We start from the raw sequence: 19,333 nt of genomic DNA on the forward strand, positions 1-19,333 counted from the left end.
TTTTAGTAAGATTCGGCATTTGCCCGCTCAGCATCGCCCTAAATGACCCAATAAAATGCGCGCCCCGCCAGCGTGCCCCGATTTTGCTCAGATAGCGCCCTCAGCGCCCGTTACCGCTTGAGCAGATAGACGCCACCACGACGCAAAAAGTTGCGCCAAGTCGCATTTTCTTTTGCGTTTGCTGAAGCTCACCGGGATCAGCACGCCAATAGAACCCGTAGCGGCTCCCCCTAAACTTAGTTGGCATAGCTGTTGCTCTGCAGTAATTATAAATGCCGATTAACACCCCAAAAACTCAAATATTCATCTGTGAGCCGATTTATGCACCACTTCCAACCATGTTTTAGCGAGCCTTGGTTGTTTATTGATCAGGGACGCTCAACGGGATGACAGGCTAGCACTATGAACGGGCAAAACAGCGCGCACACTGCACCACAACTCAGCACCAGCTCGGCGGCGTTTGCCGAGTACTATCAATTTTATCGCCGCCGGCAAGATGCCTTAAACCTTATTAGGCAACTTAACCGCGCCATCAAGGCCGCACAGCGCCATCGCGGTATGAGTATGGGCCTGCTGGGGGGCAACGAGCTTTTTAAAGAAGAGTTCTACCAACTCGAGCACCAACTGGAGCGGCGTATTCTGGCGCTGCAAGCGCTGGCACAAGCCAGCAAGGGGTTGCTCAGCGAACGCGACCAACAAAACCTGCGCAGTGCGTGGGTCACTATTAGTCGCGACTGGCAAGAAGACAGTGTAATTGACAACTACGAGCTGCACTGCCATTTGATCGAACAATCGCTGGCAATGCTCGCCGGCCTGTCGCGACAAATGGAACAACCGTGCGCCGAGGCGATGGGCGACACCACCGTTACCCATGAGTCCACCAGCTACCCGAGCCGCTTTAAGCACTTAGAGGTACTGCATTTTACCACCCGGCTCTTGCCAGCTGTGGTGGAGCAAATAGGTCGTATCCGAGCGCTGGGCACCTACTCGGCCGCGGCCGGGTATGTCGATGCTCACCACGACAGCAAATTGCGTTATGTCATCCAGTGCACGCGGGTTAACAACGAAAAGCTGCGCCACCAAATTAAGCGCTTAGAAGGTATTTTAGAGCAAGATATTGGCCTGCTTAGCCAATTAAAAAGTTACGAGTTAAAATTGATGTTTTTACTGAACATGGTTGAGACTGACATCCTTCATGAAGGGGCGCAAAACGCCGACAGCAACCGCATTTATAACCTCGCCACGGATATTATCGACGTCTACCTAACCATCGTCGATAACGGTGTCGACCTTATCAGCCAGTGGCACGATGCCGATATGGATCAGTGGCTCATCGGTCAGGCGGCAACGCCATAAGGCACTCGCACACTAGCACCCGCCGCGCGGGATGAGGCACAATAATGGCTCGATAAATAGTGTGCGGGCGGTTAAGCATGGTTTTACAAAAGCACTTTTGGGTGGCGAGCTTTGCCCTCGTCGCAAGCGGCGGCGCCATGGGTGCAGCGCCGGACGCCCAAGCGAACAAAACACTTATGCCGCGCTACCAGAGCATGGAAGCGTGCTTAAAAGAAAACGTTTTGCGCGCAGCACCCGATATGACCATCGCCCAACTGCGCCAGTCCTGCCAGGCCCTATTGGTTGATACCACCACTAACACCTTGCACGAGCAGGATATTGGGGTGCTGGATACCAGGCTGCGAGTCGAGAGTATCAGTAGCGCTAACCGTTTTGTGCTCACGCCACACAATCGCAACTATATTCTACCGGCCAGTTACACCCGCCACCCCAACGCGGCCCCCTTCGAAGAGGCTCAGGGCAAACCCATCGATTTGCAAAATACCGAAATTGATTTTCAGATCAGTTTAAAAGTACTGATCGCGCAGGATTTATTGCACGACAATGGCAACCTGTATATCGCCTATACCAACCACTCCCTTTGGCAGGCGTACAACGCCGATATATCGCGCCCTTTTCGCGAGACTAATCACGAGCCTGAGCTGCTCTTTTCCGCCACAAGCGAGTGGGAGTTTTTGGGCTTTCGTAACGTTGTAAACCAAATTGGCCTGGTACACCAATCCAACGGCCAGTCGGGCACCTTGTCCCGCAGCTGGAACCGAATTCGTGCGCGTTCGATCTTTGAGCGCGGCAATTTAGCGCTGGCTTTCTCGCCCTGGTACCGCCTACCGGAAGACGCCGAAGACGATGACAACCCGGACATTGAAGAGTACCTGGGCCATTATGAACTCGGCGGCGCCTACTCTTATAAAAATCATATCTTTGATGTAATGACCCGCCGCCCCTTTAGCGACAAGGGCTCCGTCGAGCTGGGCTGGAGCTTTCCCATCCGCCCTACGGTACGCGGCTATTTAAAGTACTTTAATGGCTACGGAGCAAGTTTAATCGACTACAACGTCGAGACTGAATCCCTGGGGCTGGGCGTCGTTTTTAGCGATCTGTTTTAGCCGTTAGTGCGTATTATCTGTTGTCGCCCCAACAGACAGGAGATACCCATGCGTGCACACACTTGGCTTGCCCCCGCACTAATCACTTTTTTGCTGGCACTAACGGGCTGCGCCGGCCCTTCAGTGGATCAATACCAAGGCAACCAGCCGGGGTTTGCGCCGCAAGAGTTTTTTCAGGGCGACTTAACCGCCCACGGCGTTTTAAAAAATCGCTCGGGCGATGTCACTCGCTACTTCAACGCCACGATCAAGGCCAACTGGAAAAACGGCATCGGCACGTTAGAAGAGCGCTTTGAGTTTGATGATGGCGAAATTCAATACCGTACCTGGACGCTCACCCCCACCTCAGACACCACTTTTGACGCTACCGCCGGAGATGTAATTGGCACGGGTACAGGGGCCACCGCCGGCAACGCCCTTAACCTTAAGTACGTATTAGAAGTCGACTACAACGACAGCAAACTGGCGTTGGACGTAGACGATTGGATGTGGCGGGTAGACCAGCGCACCGTGATCAATCAGTCGACCCTCAGTAAATGGGGCTTTACCGTCGGCACCATCCAGCTGGTGATCAGCAAAACCCCATAACGGCACCGCCGCTTAGCGCGTCTAGGGCTGGTACTTAACGGCGACTTTGTGTATAAAGTTGTCGTGGATCAGCCGATTAGCGATAAAACGCGCGAGCGCTGTTTGCGGCTCGCAGACACTTAATTGGCGATCCCCCATGCACACTAAAGCCGATTTGAGTCATACATAATCTGTGCGAGTTTATGGCAGTACACCAATATAATCGACAAGCATGCTCAACCCTGTGGGGGCCCGATTCTGCCGGAGCTTCTGCGCATATGCATAGCCGTCAGGGCAGACGCTACCAACCCTACTACTTAGATCCTCCTGCGTGTCTACCCCACACTGTCATCTAATTATTATTTAATACGGGTGCCGCAACCGCGCGCGCCAAGCAACTGGGGTGTTCTCACACCATGACATTGTTAATCATTATTCTGCTGCCCATGATTGGCGCCGCCGTGCCCTTTATGACCGAGCGTATGGGGCGCACCTTTTGCGCCTACTCTGCCGCGCTCGGCCCCCTAATTGCTTTAGGGCTACTGATCGGCAGCGCCCCCACCATTTTTAACGGCGAGGTGCTTTACAGTCAGATAAGCTGGCTCCCCTCGCTGGGGCTCAACCTTAACCTGCGCCTTGATGGCTTAAGCTTAATGTTTGGCCTGCTGATCGTAGGGATCGGCCTATTGGTCACGCTCTACGCCCGCTACTACCTGGCCCAGCGCGACTCACTGGCCAAACTCTACGCCTTGCTGCAGCTGTTTATGATGGCGATGCTGGGCATCGTCATGTCCGACAACCTAATGCTGCTGATTGTGTTTTGGGAGATCACCAGCCTTGTCTCCTTTTTGCTCATCGGCTACTGGTCGAGCCAATCCGACGCGCGCAAAGGTGCCCGCATGGCCCTGGCGGTCACCGGCGCCGGAGGCCTGTGCTTGATCGCCGGCGCGCTGTTAATCGAGCGCATTGTCGGCAGTTTTGAGTTGGGGGCTATTTTTGCCGCCGGCGATGAGATTCGCGCTCACTCCAGCTATCCCGTCATCTTAATTTTGGTGCTGTTGGGCGCGTTTACCAAATCGGCCCAGTTTCCGTTTCAGTTTTGGCTGCCCCACGCCATGAGCGCCCCCACCCCAGTGTCCGCGTATTTGCACTCGGCCACCATGGTCAAAGCCGGGGTCTTTTTATTAGCGCGCATGTATCCCGCCCTAGCCGGTACCGACTGGTGGTTTTACATCGTAACTTTTACCGGCATGGCGACCATGCTGTTTGGCGCCTACAACGCGCTCTTTAAACACGATTTAAAAGGTCTGCTGGCCTATTCCACCATCAGCCATCTAGGGCTGATCACCATGCTATTTGGCTTTGGGACGCCCCTCGCGGTAGCGGCGGGTATTTTTCACATCATCAACCACGCCACCTTTAAAGCCTCGCTGTTTATGGCCGCCGGTATTATCGACCACGAAACCGGCACCCGGGATATGCGCAAAATTAACGGTATGTGGAAGTACATGCCACACACCGCGCTACTGGCGATGGTTGCGGCACTGGCCATGGCCGGCGTACCGCTGCTCAATGGCTTTTTAAGTAAAGAGATGTTCTTTTCCGAGGCGCTGCACCTAGAATCCATGGGCATGTTCAGCTGGATTTTCCCGCTGCTGGCGACGCTTGCCGGGATTTTCTCGGTGGCCTATTCGGTGCGTTTTATTCACGACGTGTTCTTCAACGGCGAGCCCATCGACTTACCCAAGTTTCCGCCCCACGAGCCACCGCGCTATATGATCGTACCGGTGGAGGTTCTGGTGGGCCTATGTTTATTGGTTGGTATTGTTCCCAATCTAACCGTGGCACCCTTTTTAGAGGCCGCTAGCCTCGCGGTGCTGGGCGAACAGATGCCCGAGTACCACATTGCTATTTGGCACGGTATTAACCTGCCGCTGGTCATGAGCTTTGTCGCCATGGCCGGTGGTATTATTATGTACAGTCAGCGCACGGGCTTATTTGCCTTTTACGAGCGCAAATACCGCCACGATGAGAAAGCCGTGTTTGAGTCACGGGTGCAGTTTTCGGTGCGGGTCGCTCAGCGCTTTACCGATTTTATCCAGAACAACTCGCTGCAACGCTACATGGCATTGCTGATCACCACCGCAGTAGCGGCGATCGGTTACGCCCTGTGGGGTATGCCGCAACTGCTGGGGCCTATCGCGATCAGCGACATCGAGCCGGTTAGTTTGCTCTGTGCGGTCATCTTAATTATCGGCGCCTTCGGTACGGTACTGCTACACCACAACCGCATCGCCGCTTTGCTGCTATTAAGTGTGGTGGGGCTCATTGTCTCGCTTATTTTTGTTCGCTACTCAGCCCCCGATCTGGCGTTAACCCAGTTATCGGTCGAAGTTGTCACCATCGTCTTACTGATGCTGGCACTGTACTTTTTGCCCCAGCTTACGCCCAACGAGTCGGGCGGCAAGCGCGTTAGTCGCGATGTACTACTAGCTGGCGCGGCGGGACTCGGCATGGGCTTAATTACCCTCGCCATGCTTACCCAACCGTTTACATCCATCGCCGATTACTACCTCGCCAACAGTGTCAGTGGCGGGGGCGGCGCCAATGTTGTCAACGTTATTCTGGTTGACTTCCGGGGCTTTGATACGCTGGGCGAGATCACCGTATTGGCCATTGCCGCCGTCGGTATTTACGCCATGTTAAACGGTTTGCACCTGCCCCTACCGCAAGCCGACGGTGAAGGCCGGCGCTGGGATAAAGAGCCTCACCCCCCTATTTTGGCCGTGATGGCGCGTATTCTGTTACCGCTGGCGCTGTTAGTTTCCGTGTTTATCTTTTTGCGCGGTCACAATGCGCCGGGCGGCGGATTTATCGCGGGGCTGGTCACCAGTGTCGCGCTAATTTTGCAATACGTCGCCTCTGGCACCGGCTGGATGCAGGAGCGCTTGCGCTGGCGTTATCGCCGCGTCGCGGTATCTGGTGTACTAATCGCGGCACTTACCGGCATCGGCAGTTGGTTTTTCGGCTACCCGTTTTTAACCTCCGCTTTTGGTCACTTTGCGATTCCGTTCATCGGCGAGGTCGAAATTGCCTCGGCCATGGCCTTTGATATTGGCGTGTACACCACAGTGGTAGGTGCCACCATGCTCATTCTTGCGCATCTGGGTAAATTAGCCCAAAGCAGCCACTCGCCGCGCCCTGCTACCAGCAGGCCCTACAGCAGCAAAGATCTGATCAAAGGAGAGGACTAGTGGAAATTTTAATCGCCGCCGTCATTGCGGTGCTCACCAGCTGCGGGGTTTATCTGTTGCTACGCGGGCGCACCTTTCCGATTATTCTCGGCTTAACGCTGCTGACCTACGGCGTCAATTTGTTTATTTTTGTCTCGGGCCGACTTAACCCCGACAGCAGTACCATTATTGGTATTGGCGAGCAGTACGCCGACCCGCTTCCCCAAGCACTGGTATTAACCGCCATTGTCATTAGCTTTGCCATGACCGCGTTTGTCTTGGTCCTGGCCCTGCGCGCGCGCGCCGAGCTTGGCAACGACCACGTTGACGGCCGCATCAGTGTGGAGGATGTAAACTCGTGAATCATTTGGCCATTGCCCCCGTTTTAATACCGCTGCTTACCGGCATTTTATTGCTGCTTGGCACCGGCCGACCGCTGGTGATTCAGCGCAGTATTAGCTTTTTAAGTATTGTCGCGCAGCTCGCCGTTGCCACCGCACTGATCCTCGGCACCGTAGGCGGCGACATCACCGTCTACGCACTAGGCAATTGGGCACCGCCGTTTGGTATTGTGTTGGTGGTCGATAGGCTCAGCGCTTTAATGGTATTTACCGCCGCCGTGCTGGCATTTTTTAGCCTTTGGTACGCCGTGCGCGATAACGACAAGCCCGCCGATAGTCTTCACAGTGTGGTGCATTTTTTATTAATGGGCGTCAACGGAGCATTTTTAACCGGCGATTTATTTAACTTGTTTGTGTTTTTTGAAGTGCTGCTCATCGCCTCTTATACGCTGCTCTTGCACGGCGGCGGCGCCGCACGGATTAAATCGGGGCTGCACTATGTGCTGCTTAACTTAGCCGGCTCCAGTTTGTTTTTGTTGGCCGCCGCGATTTTGTACAGCGTGACCGGTACGCTCAACATGGCCGACATGGCCGTTAAAGTTGCCAATGCCTCACCGGCACAAGCGCCACTATTGACCGCCGGGGCCTTATTACTGCTCGTCGTGTTTGGCCTTAAAGCGGCCATGGTGCCCATGTATTTTTGGCTGCCGCGCGCCTACGCTTCAGCATCAGCGCCTGTGGCGGCGATGTTTTGCATCATGACCAAAATTGGTCTGTACGCCATCATCCGAGTCTATACGCTTATCTTTGGCGCCGAGGCCGGGGCGCTGGCCAATATTGCCCAGCCGTTTCTCTGGCCGCTGGCGTTGGTAACCTTAGCGCTGGGCGCCACCGGCGCGCTCGCCGCCCGCGAGTTGCGGCTGCAAATTGCCTACTTAGTGATCGTCTCGGTGGGTACTCTGCTAGCGGGTATTGCCCTTAATAACACCGCAGCGCTAAGCGCGACTCTGTATTATCTGGTGCATTCCACATGGATTTGCGGGGCGCTGTTTTTGCTTGCCGATCTCATCGTACGCCAGCGTGGCGCCACCGCCGACCGTATTATTACCGGCCCTGCGGTACGCCAAGCGGTAAAACTTGGCGGTTTATTTTTTATTGCCTCGGCGGCCATTATCGGCATGCCGCCACTTTCGGGTTTTATTGGTAAGTTAATGATGTTGAGCGCCGCAGAAAGCGAGCAGCAAACATTTTGGCTGTGGGCAATATTATTACTGGCAAGCTTTGTCATGATTACCGCGCTGAGCCGCAGTGGCAGCACTATTTTCTGGCGTACCGAAAACCGCGTAGCCAAAGCTGACAAAGCCGATCGCGGCGCCCTGCTTGCCGTAATTTGCATGCTGAGCTTAGCGTTATTCTTAAGCTTGGCCGGTGATCCGGTGGTACGTTTCACCCAAGCACTGGCGAAGCAAACCATGACCCCAGCATTGTACATTGATGCAGTGCTAAGCCATGAACCTGTAAGCCGTGCCCATGCACCGGGAGCTCAGCATGACTGATACCGCTCATAAAAAAGCGCTGTTTCCCCACAAACTGCTCAGCGTGTTTATGCTGGTGCTCTGGCTGCTTATGGCCAACAGCATCAGCCCGGGCCAATGGTTATTGGGCGCGCTGCTGGCCTGGGGCATTCCGTTTTTAACCCAATCGTTTTGGCCACAATCGATGGTGTTATCGTCACCGCTGCTCGCCATGCGTTTTATTTTTCTGGTGCTGTGGGACATTATTATCGCCAATATGCAAGTGGCCGTACTGATCCTTAGCTCGCGCGAAAAATTGCAGCCAGCGTTTATGAAAATCCCGCTTGAGCTAAAGCAAGACTTCACCATTACCTTGTTGGCCAATACCATCTCGCTCACGCCGGGTACGGTAACGGTCGACCTGCAAATGGAAGAAGGTTATTTGCTGGTACACAGCCTGCACGTCACTGACGTAGATGCAGCCATCGCCGAAATCAAGCGCCGCTACGAAGCACCCCTGAAGGAGATCTTTGAATGCTCGACTCCGTAATTCAAATCACACTGTTTATGGTGGCCTTAGCGCTGGCGCTCAACCTTTGGCGCCTGTGCCTCGGGCCATCATTGCCCGATCGCATTTTAGCGCTCGACACGATGTATATTAACTCTATCGCCCTGCTGGTATTGTTTGGTATGTACGAGCGCAACAACCTCTACTTTGAGGCGGCCTTATTGGTGGCGGTTATGGGTTTTGTAGGCACGGTTGCGCTGTCAAAGTATTTATTGCGCGGCGATATCATTGAATAAGGCTGAGAAGGAATAGACTATGAGTATGGCATTGGAAATTCTAATCAGTGTATTACTGTTTGCCGGCGCCGGATTTGCGCTAGTAGGTTCGATTGGTTTGGCGCGTTTGCAAGATTTTTTCTTGCGCTTGCACGGCCCCACCAAAGCCACGACCCTTGGCGTGGGTGGAATGATCATTGGCTCGATTATTTTTTTCTCAAATCAGGGCGATGGGCTCAGCCTACACGAACTGCTCATTGCACTGTTTTTATTTATTACCGCCCCAGTAAGTGCGCATATTGTAGGCAAAGCCGCGCTGCATATGCAGCTGACTTGTGAAGAGCGCACCCAAAATACTCCCTGGCCGGTTGATGACACTAGCGATCAGTAATCGGTCATTCGCCGGGAGCTTGTCTTTTACGGAGACGCCACCACTGCGGCAGGTACTCGACAATTGCCTCACCGGCGTACATCTGCGGTTCTGAGTGGGTAAACTCCTCTTCGCTCTCCCACTGGGTAATTAACTCGCGCGCTCGCGTGTAGGCAGACTCAAAGCTGTCCGCTGTGGGTAGCGCTTGTTCAAAATACGCCCGCCCAAAATAAGTCATGGTATCACTGTCGCCACAACCAAAGCTGGTGCGGTCGTCCCGCGCGGCGGTAATCACCAAATGCTCTGGCGCTTTAAGCGATTCGATAAAGCCGCCGGAATAACACGCCGAGATAATAATTACCTTCCACTTTACCGCTAAATCGTTAATGGTGTTGGCTAGATCCTCGGCTGCCAGCCCCAAGAAATCGTGCCCCGGTGCGGCCAGATAAAACTCATGATCACTCGACCCATGACTGCTCAGGTATAACAATAAAATATCCTGCTGAGGATCCAGCTTTTGACTTACCGACTGCAACGCTAGAGGCAACGATAGATTTGTCGCCAATGGCGCTGCGCCGAAAGTATCGGGATGATTCCCCATTAGCAGCGAACGCCCTTGGCTAGCAAACTCCGTATCCAATAATGTTTGCACTGTTTTTGCCTCCAGAGTAAACACATCTTGGGTGCCATCGCCGGCGACAATTACCGGGTACAGATCAATCGACTCTGGGTTTTGCAGCGCGAGCGCATCCAACGCTTTTTGCAACACCGCAGGCTGATCAAACAGGGCTTTCTCGACCTTTAGCTGACGTGCGCGACGCTCATCCGCCGACTCCGACTCCCCCGTAAAACGACCATATTCCCACTGGCCAGACTCCAATACCTCGTTGTTATTTACATCGACCCGCTCGCCAAAACCGTCAAAGTAGCCCGCCGCAAACTCACCGGTATAGCGCCATTTGTCGTTTTCCCATACGCCATAGCCCTCGTACACGTTATCGACAAATTCACCCGCGTATTGGCTGCCGTCTGCACCGGTAAAAGTGCCCATTCCAGTTAGCAGACCAGAGCTAAAATCGCCGCGATAAATATCACCCTCAGGGGTGGTCAGTTCGCCTTCACCGGTAAACTCGTAATTGCTAAAATCACCATGGTAAAGAGTACCATCGCTACCGATATAATCACCTACCCCGGTAAATTCGCCTCGGCTAAACTCGCCGCTATAAACATCACCGGTGTTAAGCGTCATGGTACCAGTGCCATGCAGTAAACCTTGCAGAAACTCCCCCTCGTAGACATCGCCGTTAGGCCACTCTAAGCGACCTTCGCCGCTAAGCAAGCCATCATTCATAGCGCCGCTATAACGTGAGCCGTCCGGTAGCGTCAGCGGTTGTTCGCCGGTGTCGGCCGATGTGCAGCCGGCACTTAACGCAACCCACAACAACAATAAAGGCAAGGCAATGCTTTGGTTCATGCGTCGGGTACTCCGGTTAACAGACTAAGGGATTTTAACGCCTCTTGAGCGAGCTCGCGGCCAGGTAAGCTGTGGCTAATGGTTTTGCAGCCACCACTGCGCAACTCGGCTTTTATTTTGTAGTAAGTGGTGTGCTGGTTGCCCGTGCGGGACGAGTAGCTTTCATCGATAAACAATTTAGTGATCTCGCTGCGAGGGGTGTGCTTATTACCCAGCCCCACCCCCAGAAGACGGCGACGGGTAACCAGCTCGGTGCGGTCGATGCGCACATCTAAGCTCGACAGTAATGCATAGAGGCCCCCAAAAAACATAGGCAGGCCAATAACGGCAAAAATCCACGCGGGAAATCCATCGGCATCAACCAGCAACCCTACCCCCGAAAATATCGCGCCCATAACGATCAAAACCATTTTACTACTAGGGCTACTAAAAGCTGGGTAGTGCAACACCACACCGCCCGGCACTTGGCGAATATCAAACAAACTCTCCAGTAATTGCTCGCGCTTTTGCGCCACCTCGGGGTGTTGATTGCTCGCACTTACCTGCGCCAATTGTCGAGACTTCTCGCCCGTGGCAAAGACCGGAATCTCATAGTTGCGATCAAAATCTGCGCCCGCCAGCTCACACTTAATATTCACCCGCCACAGGTGATAACGTTTGCCCGGCGGCTCCGATACCGGCAGCCCGTGTTCTACCTCAAACAACCACTGTACTCGCGTGCCATAGGCAGTGCGCGCGGTTTGGGCAAGCCCCTCACTCTGCCACACCATCGACTCGTGTCGCTCGCGATTTTTGCCCGAGCCCGAATAGTAACTGTGCAAGCACTGCAAGGTCACGGCAAAGCGGTTGTCGGCTTGATAGGGCAAAGTCACCTCCAACGTGCCGCCCACCTGACCGCCAATAGCGCCGGGGTATGGTTCTAAGGTGAGCGGCGCGGGGCCAAAGCGGCGCCAGCGCAGAGTGAGCTTAACCGCCCAGTAAGTAATAACCGCCCCCACCAGTGGGAACAGCAGCGCCAGCCACGCGACGTGATTACCATCCAGCGCTTCGCCTACCGCGCCAATCGCGGAGGGCAGACTAATAAGATTCCAAAACGCAGCAAAAACCCACAGCACCCACATGCCAGTTTTGCCATCACTTTTTATGGTGGCACTGGCCCAATCGCGCCGCGCCAACCAAGGCTTTAACGTAGCTTGCGCTTCACTAACATCAGTTTTATCAGGGCGAGCTAACAATACATAAGCCCATATACCCAGCGCCAAAGCGCCAAAAATGAGGGCAAATACACCTGCAAGCAGTAAATGCCCAGAACGCAAATCACGATTTAATACGGCCTGCTCTGGCTGCTCGGGGTTCACCCAGCCAGTCACAGTCATGTTATTTTCCTGGGCATGCACCAGCGGGCGAAGAATCTCGCGGTGGTACTCGAAATCGTTATCCGAGCTTGAACCTGTACTAATATCCACGCGATCACCGCTATAGCTTTTCCCCTGATACTGATAGCGGTAACTAGACTCCGCGCGGTAGGTGGTCGATCCCTCTGAGTAGTTTCGCTTCATTCTTGCGCTGACAATCTGGGCCTGTACCGGCTCCCAATTTTTCATATCCGTCCAGTCGGATAACGGCAGCAGAACCCCCAAATACAGAAAACTCACCCCGAGCCCCACTAAGGGCAAGCTCAGTAACAGCAAACCCCAGCGTTCTTTTAATTTGTGTAGCATCCGTTCCCCCAAACTTGATCAATGTCGCGCAAGCCACCATTATGCGCAAAACCCTATTATTGGAATAAGTTATGGCCCGTATTATAGCCATTGTCGAAGATGAACAGGCCATTGCGCCAACTACATCATCGAGCTTTTACCTCTCATTTCCGGGGTACGCCGGTTAACACACTGATCGACTCCAGCGCTTTATTGGCGACAACCTCGCCGGCAAAGTTATCGCCGATGGTCACAGGCATACCACGGCGGCGGTGGGCTTGCACTTTAAAATATATGACGTGCTGGTTACCGGATAAACTTGAGTTGCTCTCTGCGATGGCTAAGTACGTTAGCTCCGAGCGTTTAACCTTAATGGTTTTAATATCAGCGCCGAGTAGTTTTCGCTGAGTGATTAACGCTCGACGGTCGAAGCGTACATTTAAGCTCATCATTAAAAGGGACAGGCACCCAAGGCCAAAGACCACTCCGAGCGTAAAAAACAACGGCCCCAAAAATCCGGCCTCGCCACCAACAAAAAAACCTATCGTAGCAAAGCCACCGCCCACTAAGACCCCAGCTAACTTGCCCTCGGGGATGCTAAACGCGGGATAATACATGGTAATACCACCGGGAATTTTCTGAATATCCAGCACACTCTCAAGCAGCTGCTCTCGCTCTTGTTGGGCTTGCTGATGATCCTCACTGGATTCGCGTGCATCAGACGCTTGAGCGCCAGTCGCAAACACCGGTATCTCATAACTGCGAGCAAAGTCTGCACCTGGCAATTGCGCTTCAACCTTTAAACGCCAGAGGTGATAACACTTGCTGACAGGCTCCGACTCAGGCAGATCGTCTTTAACATCAAACGATATCGCTAGCTGCGTACCGCGGGCGCCAGGCTGGGTGTGGGCGTAACCCTCGCGCTGCCACACACAAGCCTCCTCCCGTTTACGCTCGTTACCACCACCGGTGTAATAGCTCTGCAAACACTTCAGGGTCACTTTAAAGCTATGGGCACGATCATAGGATAAACGTACATCAATGGTGCCCCCCACCTGCCCGCCAATAGCGCCGGGGTAAGGGTCAAGCTGCAACGAAGCTGGCCCAAAGCGCCGCCACCTGACCGCCTCTTTAATGGCCCAATACAGCAAGCCGGCCCCCACTAAAGGGAATAGCAGCGCAATCAGTGCGGGATTATTTCCTTGTATAAACTCATCAATGCTTTTTATGCCGATAGGCACCGCAATGACATTCCAGAACGCAGCAAAACACCACACAAACATCATCGTCAGTTTACCGCTGCTTTTTACTGACGCACTGGCCCACTTTCGGCGGGTTGTCCATGGCTTTTGCCGGTCGTGCTCGCCGGGTATTTGCTCAGGGAGTGTGAACAGACCGTAGCACAACAAACCCAGCCCAGTCCCGCCGAATACCATCACAGCAACCAATGCAAACCATAGAGTACTTAGGCGCAGCTCGCGATTGAGTAACGCTTGACTAGGTTTGTCGGGGTTAACATAAGCGGTAACGCTGCGCCCAGCTTTAAAGTCATACTCCAAGGTGTCGCCCAGCCTCTCATAAAACCCACCATAGCTACTGTACCCATCATTTATAGCAACTTTAGTGTTTGAGTAGGTGCTCCCTTTATAATCGTAGCTATAACTTGCAGTGGCTTGATAAACAGTGGTGTAGTCATTGGTGTCCTCATTGCGGACACGACGAGACTTAACCTCAGCCGCCGTCAGCGAAGCCTCTACCGGCTGCCAAGCTTGCATGCCATACCAAGTTTTAACCGGTATACCAATACTCCAAATAAAAATTCCAATGCCAATGGCCGCAAACGGCAGCCCCAACAGCATTAACTTCCAGCGTTCTTTTATTTTTAACCATAGCGTTGATGATGGTGTTGTCGATTGCGTATCCATTCTTTTCCCTAGTTTACTTGTAAGTTATTATCCTGCTAGCTGCGCACTCCCCCCCCCCAACCGAGCAATTGAACCTATGGCCCGCTCCAATGCCATACAGTCAATCGTTTAGCGCACCGGTGTAGACCGAGCCGTCAGGTAAGATTAACCTTGACTCATTATTGTTGGCCGAGGCACAACCGGCGCTCAGTAGTGCCCTCAATAACAATATCGTCCACGGTGTTATTTCATTCATGCCTGCGGCACTCCTGTTAATACACTAATAGACTCCAGCGCCTGCTGGGCCACGGCTTCCCCGGCAAAGTTGTAACCAACTGTGACGGGCTTACCTTTTTTTTGGTGCGCCTGTATTTTAAAGTAACTGACGTGCGCTTTACCGCTTTGGCTGGAATAACTCTCGGAAACTTTTAAATGGGTTAACTCGGCACGCACAACCTTAGTGGTATTTATACTAAATCCTAACAACTTACGCTGGGTGATTAGTCCGTGCCGGTCGATACGTACATCGAGGCTCGCCACCAAAAAATACAAGCAACTTAACCCCACAATCGCCCCAATAAATAGAAACAGTGGCCCCATAAAGGCAGTATCGATAAAATAACCCACGGCGCAAAAAAATCCGCCGAACAACACCCCCATTAACTTGGCGCTAGCATGACTAAACGCTGGGTAATGCATAGTAATACCGTCGGGTATTTGCTTAATTTCCAACACGCTTTCCAGCAACTGCTCGCGCTCTTGGTGCGCTTGCACGTGATCCTCACTGGACTCACGCACATTGGATGCCTTAGCCCCGGTGGCAAATACTGGTATCTCATAGCTGCGTTCAAAGTCCGCGCCAGGCAATTGCGCTACGACGTTTAAGCGCCACAGGTGATAGCGATTTTTTGCCGGCTCGGACTCTGGCAGCCCGTCTTTAATATCAAACAAAATGTTCAGCCGCGTACCACGGGCGCTGCGCTGCGTGTAAGCATAGCCATCACGCTGCCAAACGCACCTCTCCCGTCGCTTACGCTGCTTGCCACTGCCGGTGTAATAGCTCTCTAAACACTGCAGAGCCACTTTAAAGGAGTGGCCGCGCTCATAGGGCAAACGTACATCGATGGTGCCGCCCACCTGACCGCCAATAGCGCCGGGGTACGGGTCAAGCTGCAGCGGGGCCGGGCCAAAGCGGCGCCACTTGGCCGTCTCTTTAATCGCCCAATACAGCAGCCCTGCCCCCACCAGCGGAAAAAGCAGCCCGATCAGCGCCAGTTTGTTGCCCTTGATAAACTCGTAAATACAGTTAATGCCCGTTGGTATCGCAATGGCATTCCAAAAGCCGGCAAAACACCAGGCAAATATCATCGTGAGTTTACCGTCACTCTTGATTGTAGGGCTTGCCCAGCTGCGCCGGGTTAGCCAAGGCTTGTCGCTCTCGACAACCCCCTCTATCTCATCCAGAGGGGCGAGTAAAAGGTAAGCGATTATGCCAATACCCACCCCGCCAAACAGCACCACAAAAACCATTTTAAAACCGATCATCTCCAGCCGAAGCTCGCGGTTTAGCACCGCCTCTGCTGGGTTACTTGGGTTCACAAAGGCGGTTACTGCGGTGCTATTTTCAGCGGCGCGCTCCAACCGGCGGCCAAGGTCGTAATTAAAATCACCGACGTTATCGTAAGAGTCGTGAATAGCCACTCGCCAGCCGCTATAGCGTGCCCCCTGAAACTGATAGTGATAACGCGCCGTCGCCTTGTAGCTGGTTGATTCATCGCCGTGGCTGACTTTTAACTCGGCCTGAGTCACTTGCGCCGGCACCGCTTGCCACTGCTTCATGTGCTGCCAATCCATAAACTGTGGCATCACTCCAAACAGCAACATTCCAATACCCACACCCGCGAAGGGCAATCCAAACAGCAGCCCTACCCAGCGTTTTTTAAAACGAGTCCACATTCCGGTTGAGGCTCTAGTGCCCGCTTGAATGTAGGTTTCCCCGTGAGCCATATCCGCTTCCTTTTTTGTATTCTATTATCTTTTTAAGATACCATCTTTGGTCAATATTCTTTAATACTGAGAAACCTATGGCCCGTACTATCGCCATTGTAGAAGACGAACAGGCCATCGCCGACAACTACCGCGACGCTCTAACACGGCTTGGCTATCGGGTTAACCACTACTTAGATCGCCCCAGTGCCACCGCCGCCTTTAGCCAGGCACTACCTGACTTGGCCATTATCGATGTCGGCCTAGGCGACGACGTAGAAGGTGGCTTTGAACTGTGCCGGGAGTTGCGCAGCCGCGCGCCCGAGCTGCCCATCGTTTTTTTAACCGCTCGCAGTGATGAGTTTGATGTGATTTCAGGGCTGCGCCTCGGCGCCGATGATTACCTCACCAAAGATATTGGCCAAGCCCATATGCTCGCGCGTATTAACGCCCTGTTTAGACGAGTCGATGCTCTGCGCCAACCGGCCCGCGCCGACGACACCTTAACCCGTGGCGAGCTGCGCATTAACACCTCACGCATGAGCGTGCACTGGCAAGAGCAACCCGTGGATTTAACCGTAACCGAATTTTGGATCTTACACTCGCTGGCACAGCACCCGGGCCACGTTAAAAACCGCCAACAATTAATGGATGCCGCCAACGTGGTGCTGGATGACAACACCATCACCTCACATATTAAGCGCATCCGGCGCAAGTTTAGCCAACACGACAGCGACTTTGACCGCATCCAAACCGCCTACGGCATGGGTTACCGCTGGCGTGAAGCGCCATAGACATGAAACTACGCCGCCAGCTGGCACTGGTTAGCCTAATTGCCCTGGTACTGCCTTGGGCGCTAGGGCAATACCTGCAAGTGTTTGACCGCCTATTGCGCGAGGGGCAAATTCGCGCCCTGAACGCCACAGCTCTAGCCGTAGCGGCAAGGCTTGGCGCCGATACGGCACTGCTCGATACCGCCCGACTCAGCAACCGCGCCACCCTCGATGCCGAGCACGAGATTTACGCCCACTCGCTTGCATCACCGCCCATGGTGGATGGCTACGCCGAGGACTGGCGTGCTTACAAACACACGCCTCGGTTGTTTTCCGGCGCAAGCGAACGCGCCCCCCAAGCGCAAGCCGACCCTGCGCTTACTCTTACTACCGGCATCCATAATGACAACCTGTTTTTACTCGCCCAAGTTAAAGACCCTGAACGCCACTATCACCAACCTGGCAGCGACAATCTCGCCAGCGGCGATCACCTTATTCTTGCCAACCAACAAACCGGTAGAGGCAGCCGCTACTACGCCATTCGGGCCAATGCGCCCGGGCGCATACAGGCGGTGTACCGCGACGCCCACGGCCAAATCAGGCCGGACTATCGCATTCGCGGCTTTTGGCGTGAAACCACCGGCGGCTACCAAATAGAGCTGCGCATGCCGCTCGATATGGCAGAACCCCACTTTGCCATATCGGCCATCAGCAAAAGCGGCACCAGTATTAGCGCCGCAGGAAGCGCCGGGCACTGGGCCGAGCTTGCCGGTGGCCCCGATGCTGGGGTGCTACCCGGCACAGAGGGCCGGCTTATTCAACAAAGCGCGCCGCTGGGCAACGCTTTAAAGGTATTTGCCCGCCCCGGAGTGCGCCTACAAGTCGCCGACCGGCAAGGCTGGAAAATGGCTCAGGCCGGTCAACTAGAGTCCCTAAGCCCACAGCGAAACCGGGTATTACAATGGCTGCTGGACTTTGCAGGCAATCGCCAAACGCTAAAGCCATGGCAGCCGAGCCACAATGGCCGGCGACAGCAGCCGCCCGCGAGCCTGGCGATAGCCGGTCACAGCGATAGCCGCTGGTACCGCGCCGAGGACGACGACATTGCCAGCGTCGCCGTCCCCCTGTACCTCGGGTGGCCCAGCGCGGGCGCGGTAGAGTCGCAATTGGCGGGTGCTGTCATCATCGAGCAGCGCTTGCAACCCTGGCAAGGGCTAGGCCGCACCACACTCGGCCGCCTGGCGTGGGTTAGCGCGGTCAGTGGTGCGCTGCTAATGCTGGTGCTAATTGGTTACGCCAGCTGGATTTCGGCGCGCATTCGCACGCTTTCGCGCGCGGCCAACAACGCGCAAGGCCAACCGCTCGATGACGTTTTAGAACGCTGGCCACGCTATCGGCTAAAAGACGAGCTGGCCGACTTGGCCGGTCAGTATCGCGAGCTGCTCACCCAAGTACACGGTCATACCAATTACCTAAAAAGTCTGACCGGCAAGCTCTCGCACGAGTTGCGCACGCCGCTGGCCATTGTCCGTTCATCGCTGGATAACATCAGCAACACCACGGGCGCCGATGAGCCCCTAGCGATTTACCTACAGCGGGCCAAGCTGGGCAGCGAGCGCCTAAGCGCCATCATCACCGCCATGAGCGAAGCCGACCGGGTAGAGGCCAGCATTCAAGCCAGTGAGCCGGAGGCTATTGATCTGGCACAACTGGTTATTGACATGACAGAGGCTTATCGCAGTGCCTACCCCTCCCACCAATTTAACAGCACTATTGTCCAGACCAGTGCCGATGCCTATCGCACCATAGCGGCACCTGAACTATTGGTGCAGCTGCTCGATAAACTGGTCGATAACGCCACAGATTTTAGCCCGCCGGACGCAGTCATCGAATTACGCCTTGAACTGTGTCAGGATGACGAGCTGGGGGCCAGTTACCGCCTCAGCGTGAGCAATACTGGGCCGGCATTACCGCCCGCTCTTGAGGGTCAGCTGTTTAATTCACTAACATCTTGGCGCAGTGGCACAACGGGCAACAAAGACCCCGAACACCGAGTACATTTGGGCTTAGGGCTGTATATTGTCGAGCTAATCGCGCGCAGCCACCAGGGCCGCGCTCAGGCAGAAAACATCGCCAACGGGGTTTGTTTTTCGGTGGAGTTCCCCGCACAAAATCCGGGAATGTTTGCCAAACGGCCAGAGACTCTCGGCTAGCCCATCATAGCTA

Annotated in this window: 15 protein-coding genes; 11 read left to right on the forward strand and 4 right to left on the reverse strand. The window is 54.2% G+C overall.

The genetic code is table 11. From position 1 onward, the window contains the following. Nucleotides 1–402 precede the first annotated feature (402 nt). From ACGHAD_RS11450 to ACGHAD_RS11490, 9 genes are all read left to right on the forward strand, one after another. The gene (locus tag ACGHAD_RS11450) at nucleotides 403–1,356 is read left to right on the forward strand and encodes a hypothetical protein (protein ID WP_339614736.1); all 954 of its coding nucleotides are present in this window, start codon (nucleotides 403–405) and stop codon (nucleotides 1,354–1,356) included. A gap of 77 nt (nucleotides 1,357–1,433) precedes the next feature. After that, nucleotides 1,434–2,462, forward strand: a complete 1,029-nt coding sequence (locus ACGHAD_RS11455) for a phospholipase A (RefSeq protein WP_382417610.1) — start codon at nucleotides 1,434–1,436, stop codon at nucleotides 2,460–2,462. Between the two features lie 48 nt (nucleotides 2,463–2,510). Then, nucleotides 2,511–3,050 carry a DUF3833 domain-containing protein gene (locus tag ACGHAD_RS11460; protein ID WP_382417612.1) on the forward strand — a complete coding sequence of 180 codons (540 nt, stop codon included), beginning with the start codon at nucleotides 2,511–2,513 and terminating at the stop codon, nucleotides 3,048–3,050. Nucleotides 3,051–3,445: 395 nt separating this feature from the next. Further along, nucleotides 3,446–6,283, forward strand: a complete 2,838-nt coding sequence (locus tag ACGHAD_RS11465; RefSeq protein ID WP_382417614.1) for a monovalent cation/H+ antiporter subunit A — start codon at nucleotides 3,446–3,448, stop codon at nucleotides 6,281–6,283. Then, nucleotides 6,283–6,624: a Na+/H+ antiporter subunit C gene (locus tag ACGHAD_RS11470; RefSeq protein ID WP_339614728.1), complete on the forward strand. Its 342-nt coding sequence runs from the start codon at nucleotides 6,283–6,285 to the stop codon at nucleotides 6,622–6,624. Before ACGHAD_RS11465 ends, ACGHAD_RS11470 begins: the two co-directional genes overlap by 1 nt. Continuing rightward, the gene (locus ACGHAD_RS11475) at nucleotides 6,621–8,159 is read left to right on the forward strand and encodes a monovalent cation/H+ antiporter subunit D (RefSeq protein WP_382417616.1); all 1,539 of its coding nucleotides are present in this window, start codon (nucleotides 6,621–6,623) and stop codon (nucleotides 8,157–8,159) included. The genes ACGHAD_RS11470 and ACGHAD_RS11475 overlap by 4 nt, the downstream gene beginning before the upstream one ends. Next, nucleotides 8,152–8,667, forward strand: a complete 516-nt coding sequence (locus ACGHAD_RS11480) for a Na+/H+ antiporter subunit E (protein WP_339614724.1) — start codon at nucleotides 8,152–8,154, stop codon at nucleotides 8,665–8,667. The genes ACGHAD_RS11475 and ACGHAD_RS11480 overlap by 8 nt, the downstream gene beginning before the upstream one ends. Beyond that, nucleotides 8,652–8,921: a K+/H+ antiporter subunit F gene (locus ACGHAD_RS11485; protein WP_339614723.1), complete on the forward strand. Its 270-nt coding sequence runs from the start codon at nucleotides 8,652–8,654 to the stop codon at nucleotides 8,919–8,921. The genes ACGHAD_RS11480 and ACGHAD_RS11485 overlap by 16 nt, the downstream gene beginning before the upstream one ends. Before the next feature lie 19 nt (nucleotides 8,922–8,940). Further along, nucleotides 8,941–9,291: a Na+/H+ antiporter subunit G gene (locus ACGHAD_RS11490; protein WP_382417618.1), complete on the forward strand. Its 351-nt coding sequence runs from the start codon at nucleotides 8,941–8,943 to the stop codon at nucleotides 9,289–9,291. Between the two features lie 4 nt (nucleotides 9,292–9,295). Here ACGHAD_RS11490 and ACGHAD_RS11495 read toward each other — a convergent pair whose 3' ends face one another. From ACGHAD_RS11495 to ACGHAD_RS11510, 4 genes are all read right to left on the reverse strand, one after another. After that, complete coding sequence (locus tag ACGHAD_RS11495) at nucleotides 9,296–10,744, reverse strand: C13 family peptidase (RefSeq protein ID WP_339614720.1); 1,449 nt, start codon at nucleotides 10,742–10,744, stop codon at nucleotides 9,296–9,298. Continuing rightward, complete coding sequence (locus tag ACGHAD_RS11500) at nucleotides 10,741–12,465, reverse strand: DUF3592 domain-containing protein (protein WP_382417621.1); 1,725 nt, start codon at nucleotides 12,463–12,465, stop codon at nucleotides 10,741–10,743. The genes ACGHAD_RS11495 and ACGHAD_RS11500 overlap by 4 nt, the downstream gene beginning before the upstream one ends. Before the next feature lie 143 nt (nucleotides 12,466–12,608). Further along, nucleotides 12,609–14,369 carry a DUF3592 domain-containing protein gene (locus tag ACGHAD_RS11505; RefSeq protein WP_382417623.1) on the reverse strand — a complete coding sequence of 587 codons (1,761 nt, stop codon included), beginning with the start codon at nucleotides 14,367–14,369 and terminating at the stop codon, nucleotides 12,609–12,611. Nucleotides 14,370–14,600: 231 nt separating this feature from the next. After that, on the reverse strand, nucleotides 14,601–16,355 hold the full coding sequence (locus tag ACGHAD_RS11510) for a DUF3592 domain-containing protein (RefSeq protein ID WP_382417630.1): 1,755 nt from the start codon (nucleotides 16,353–16,355) through the stop codon (nucleotides 14,601–14,603). A 77-nt stretch (nucleotides 16,356–16,432) separates the two neighbouring features. Between ACGHAD_RS11510 and pdsR the strand changes: the two genes are divergently transcribed. Then, nucleotides 16,433–17,128 carry a proteobacterial dedicated sortase system response regulator gene (gene pdsR, locus ACGHAD_RS11515; RefSeq protein ID WP_382417631.1) on the forward strand — a complete coding sequence of 232 codons (696 nt, stop codon included), beginning with the start codon at nucleotides 16,433–16,435 and terminating at the stop codon, nucleotides 17,126–17,128. A gap of 2 nt (nucleotides 17,129–17,130) precedes the next feature. Further along, complete coding sequence (locus ACGHAD_RS11520; protein ID WP_382417633.1) at nucleotides 17,131–19,320, forward strand: ATP-binding protein; 2,190 nt, start codon at nucleotides 17,131–17,133, stop codon at nucleotides 19,318–19,320. Nucleotides 19,321–19,333: the final 13 nt, after the last annotated feature.

The organism is Gilvimarinus japonicus (genome assembly GCF_042847215.1).
Taxonomy (GTDB): Bacteria; Pseudomonadota; Gammaproteobacteria; order Pseudomonadales; family Cellvibrionaceae; genus Gilvimarinus; species Gilvimarinus japonicus.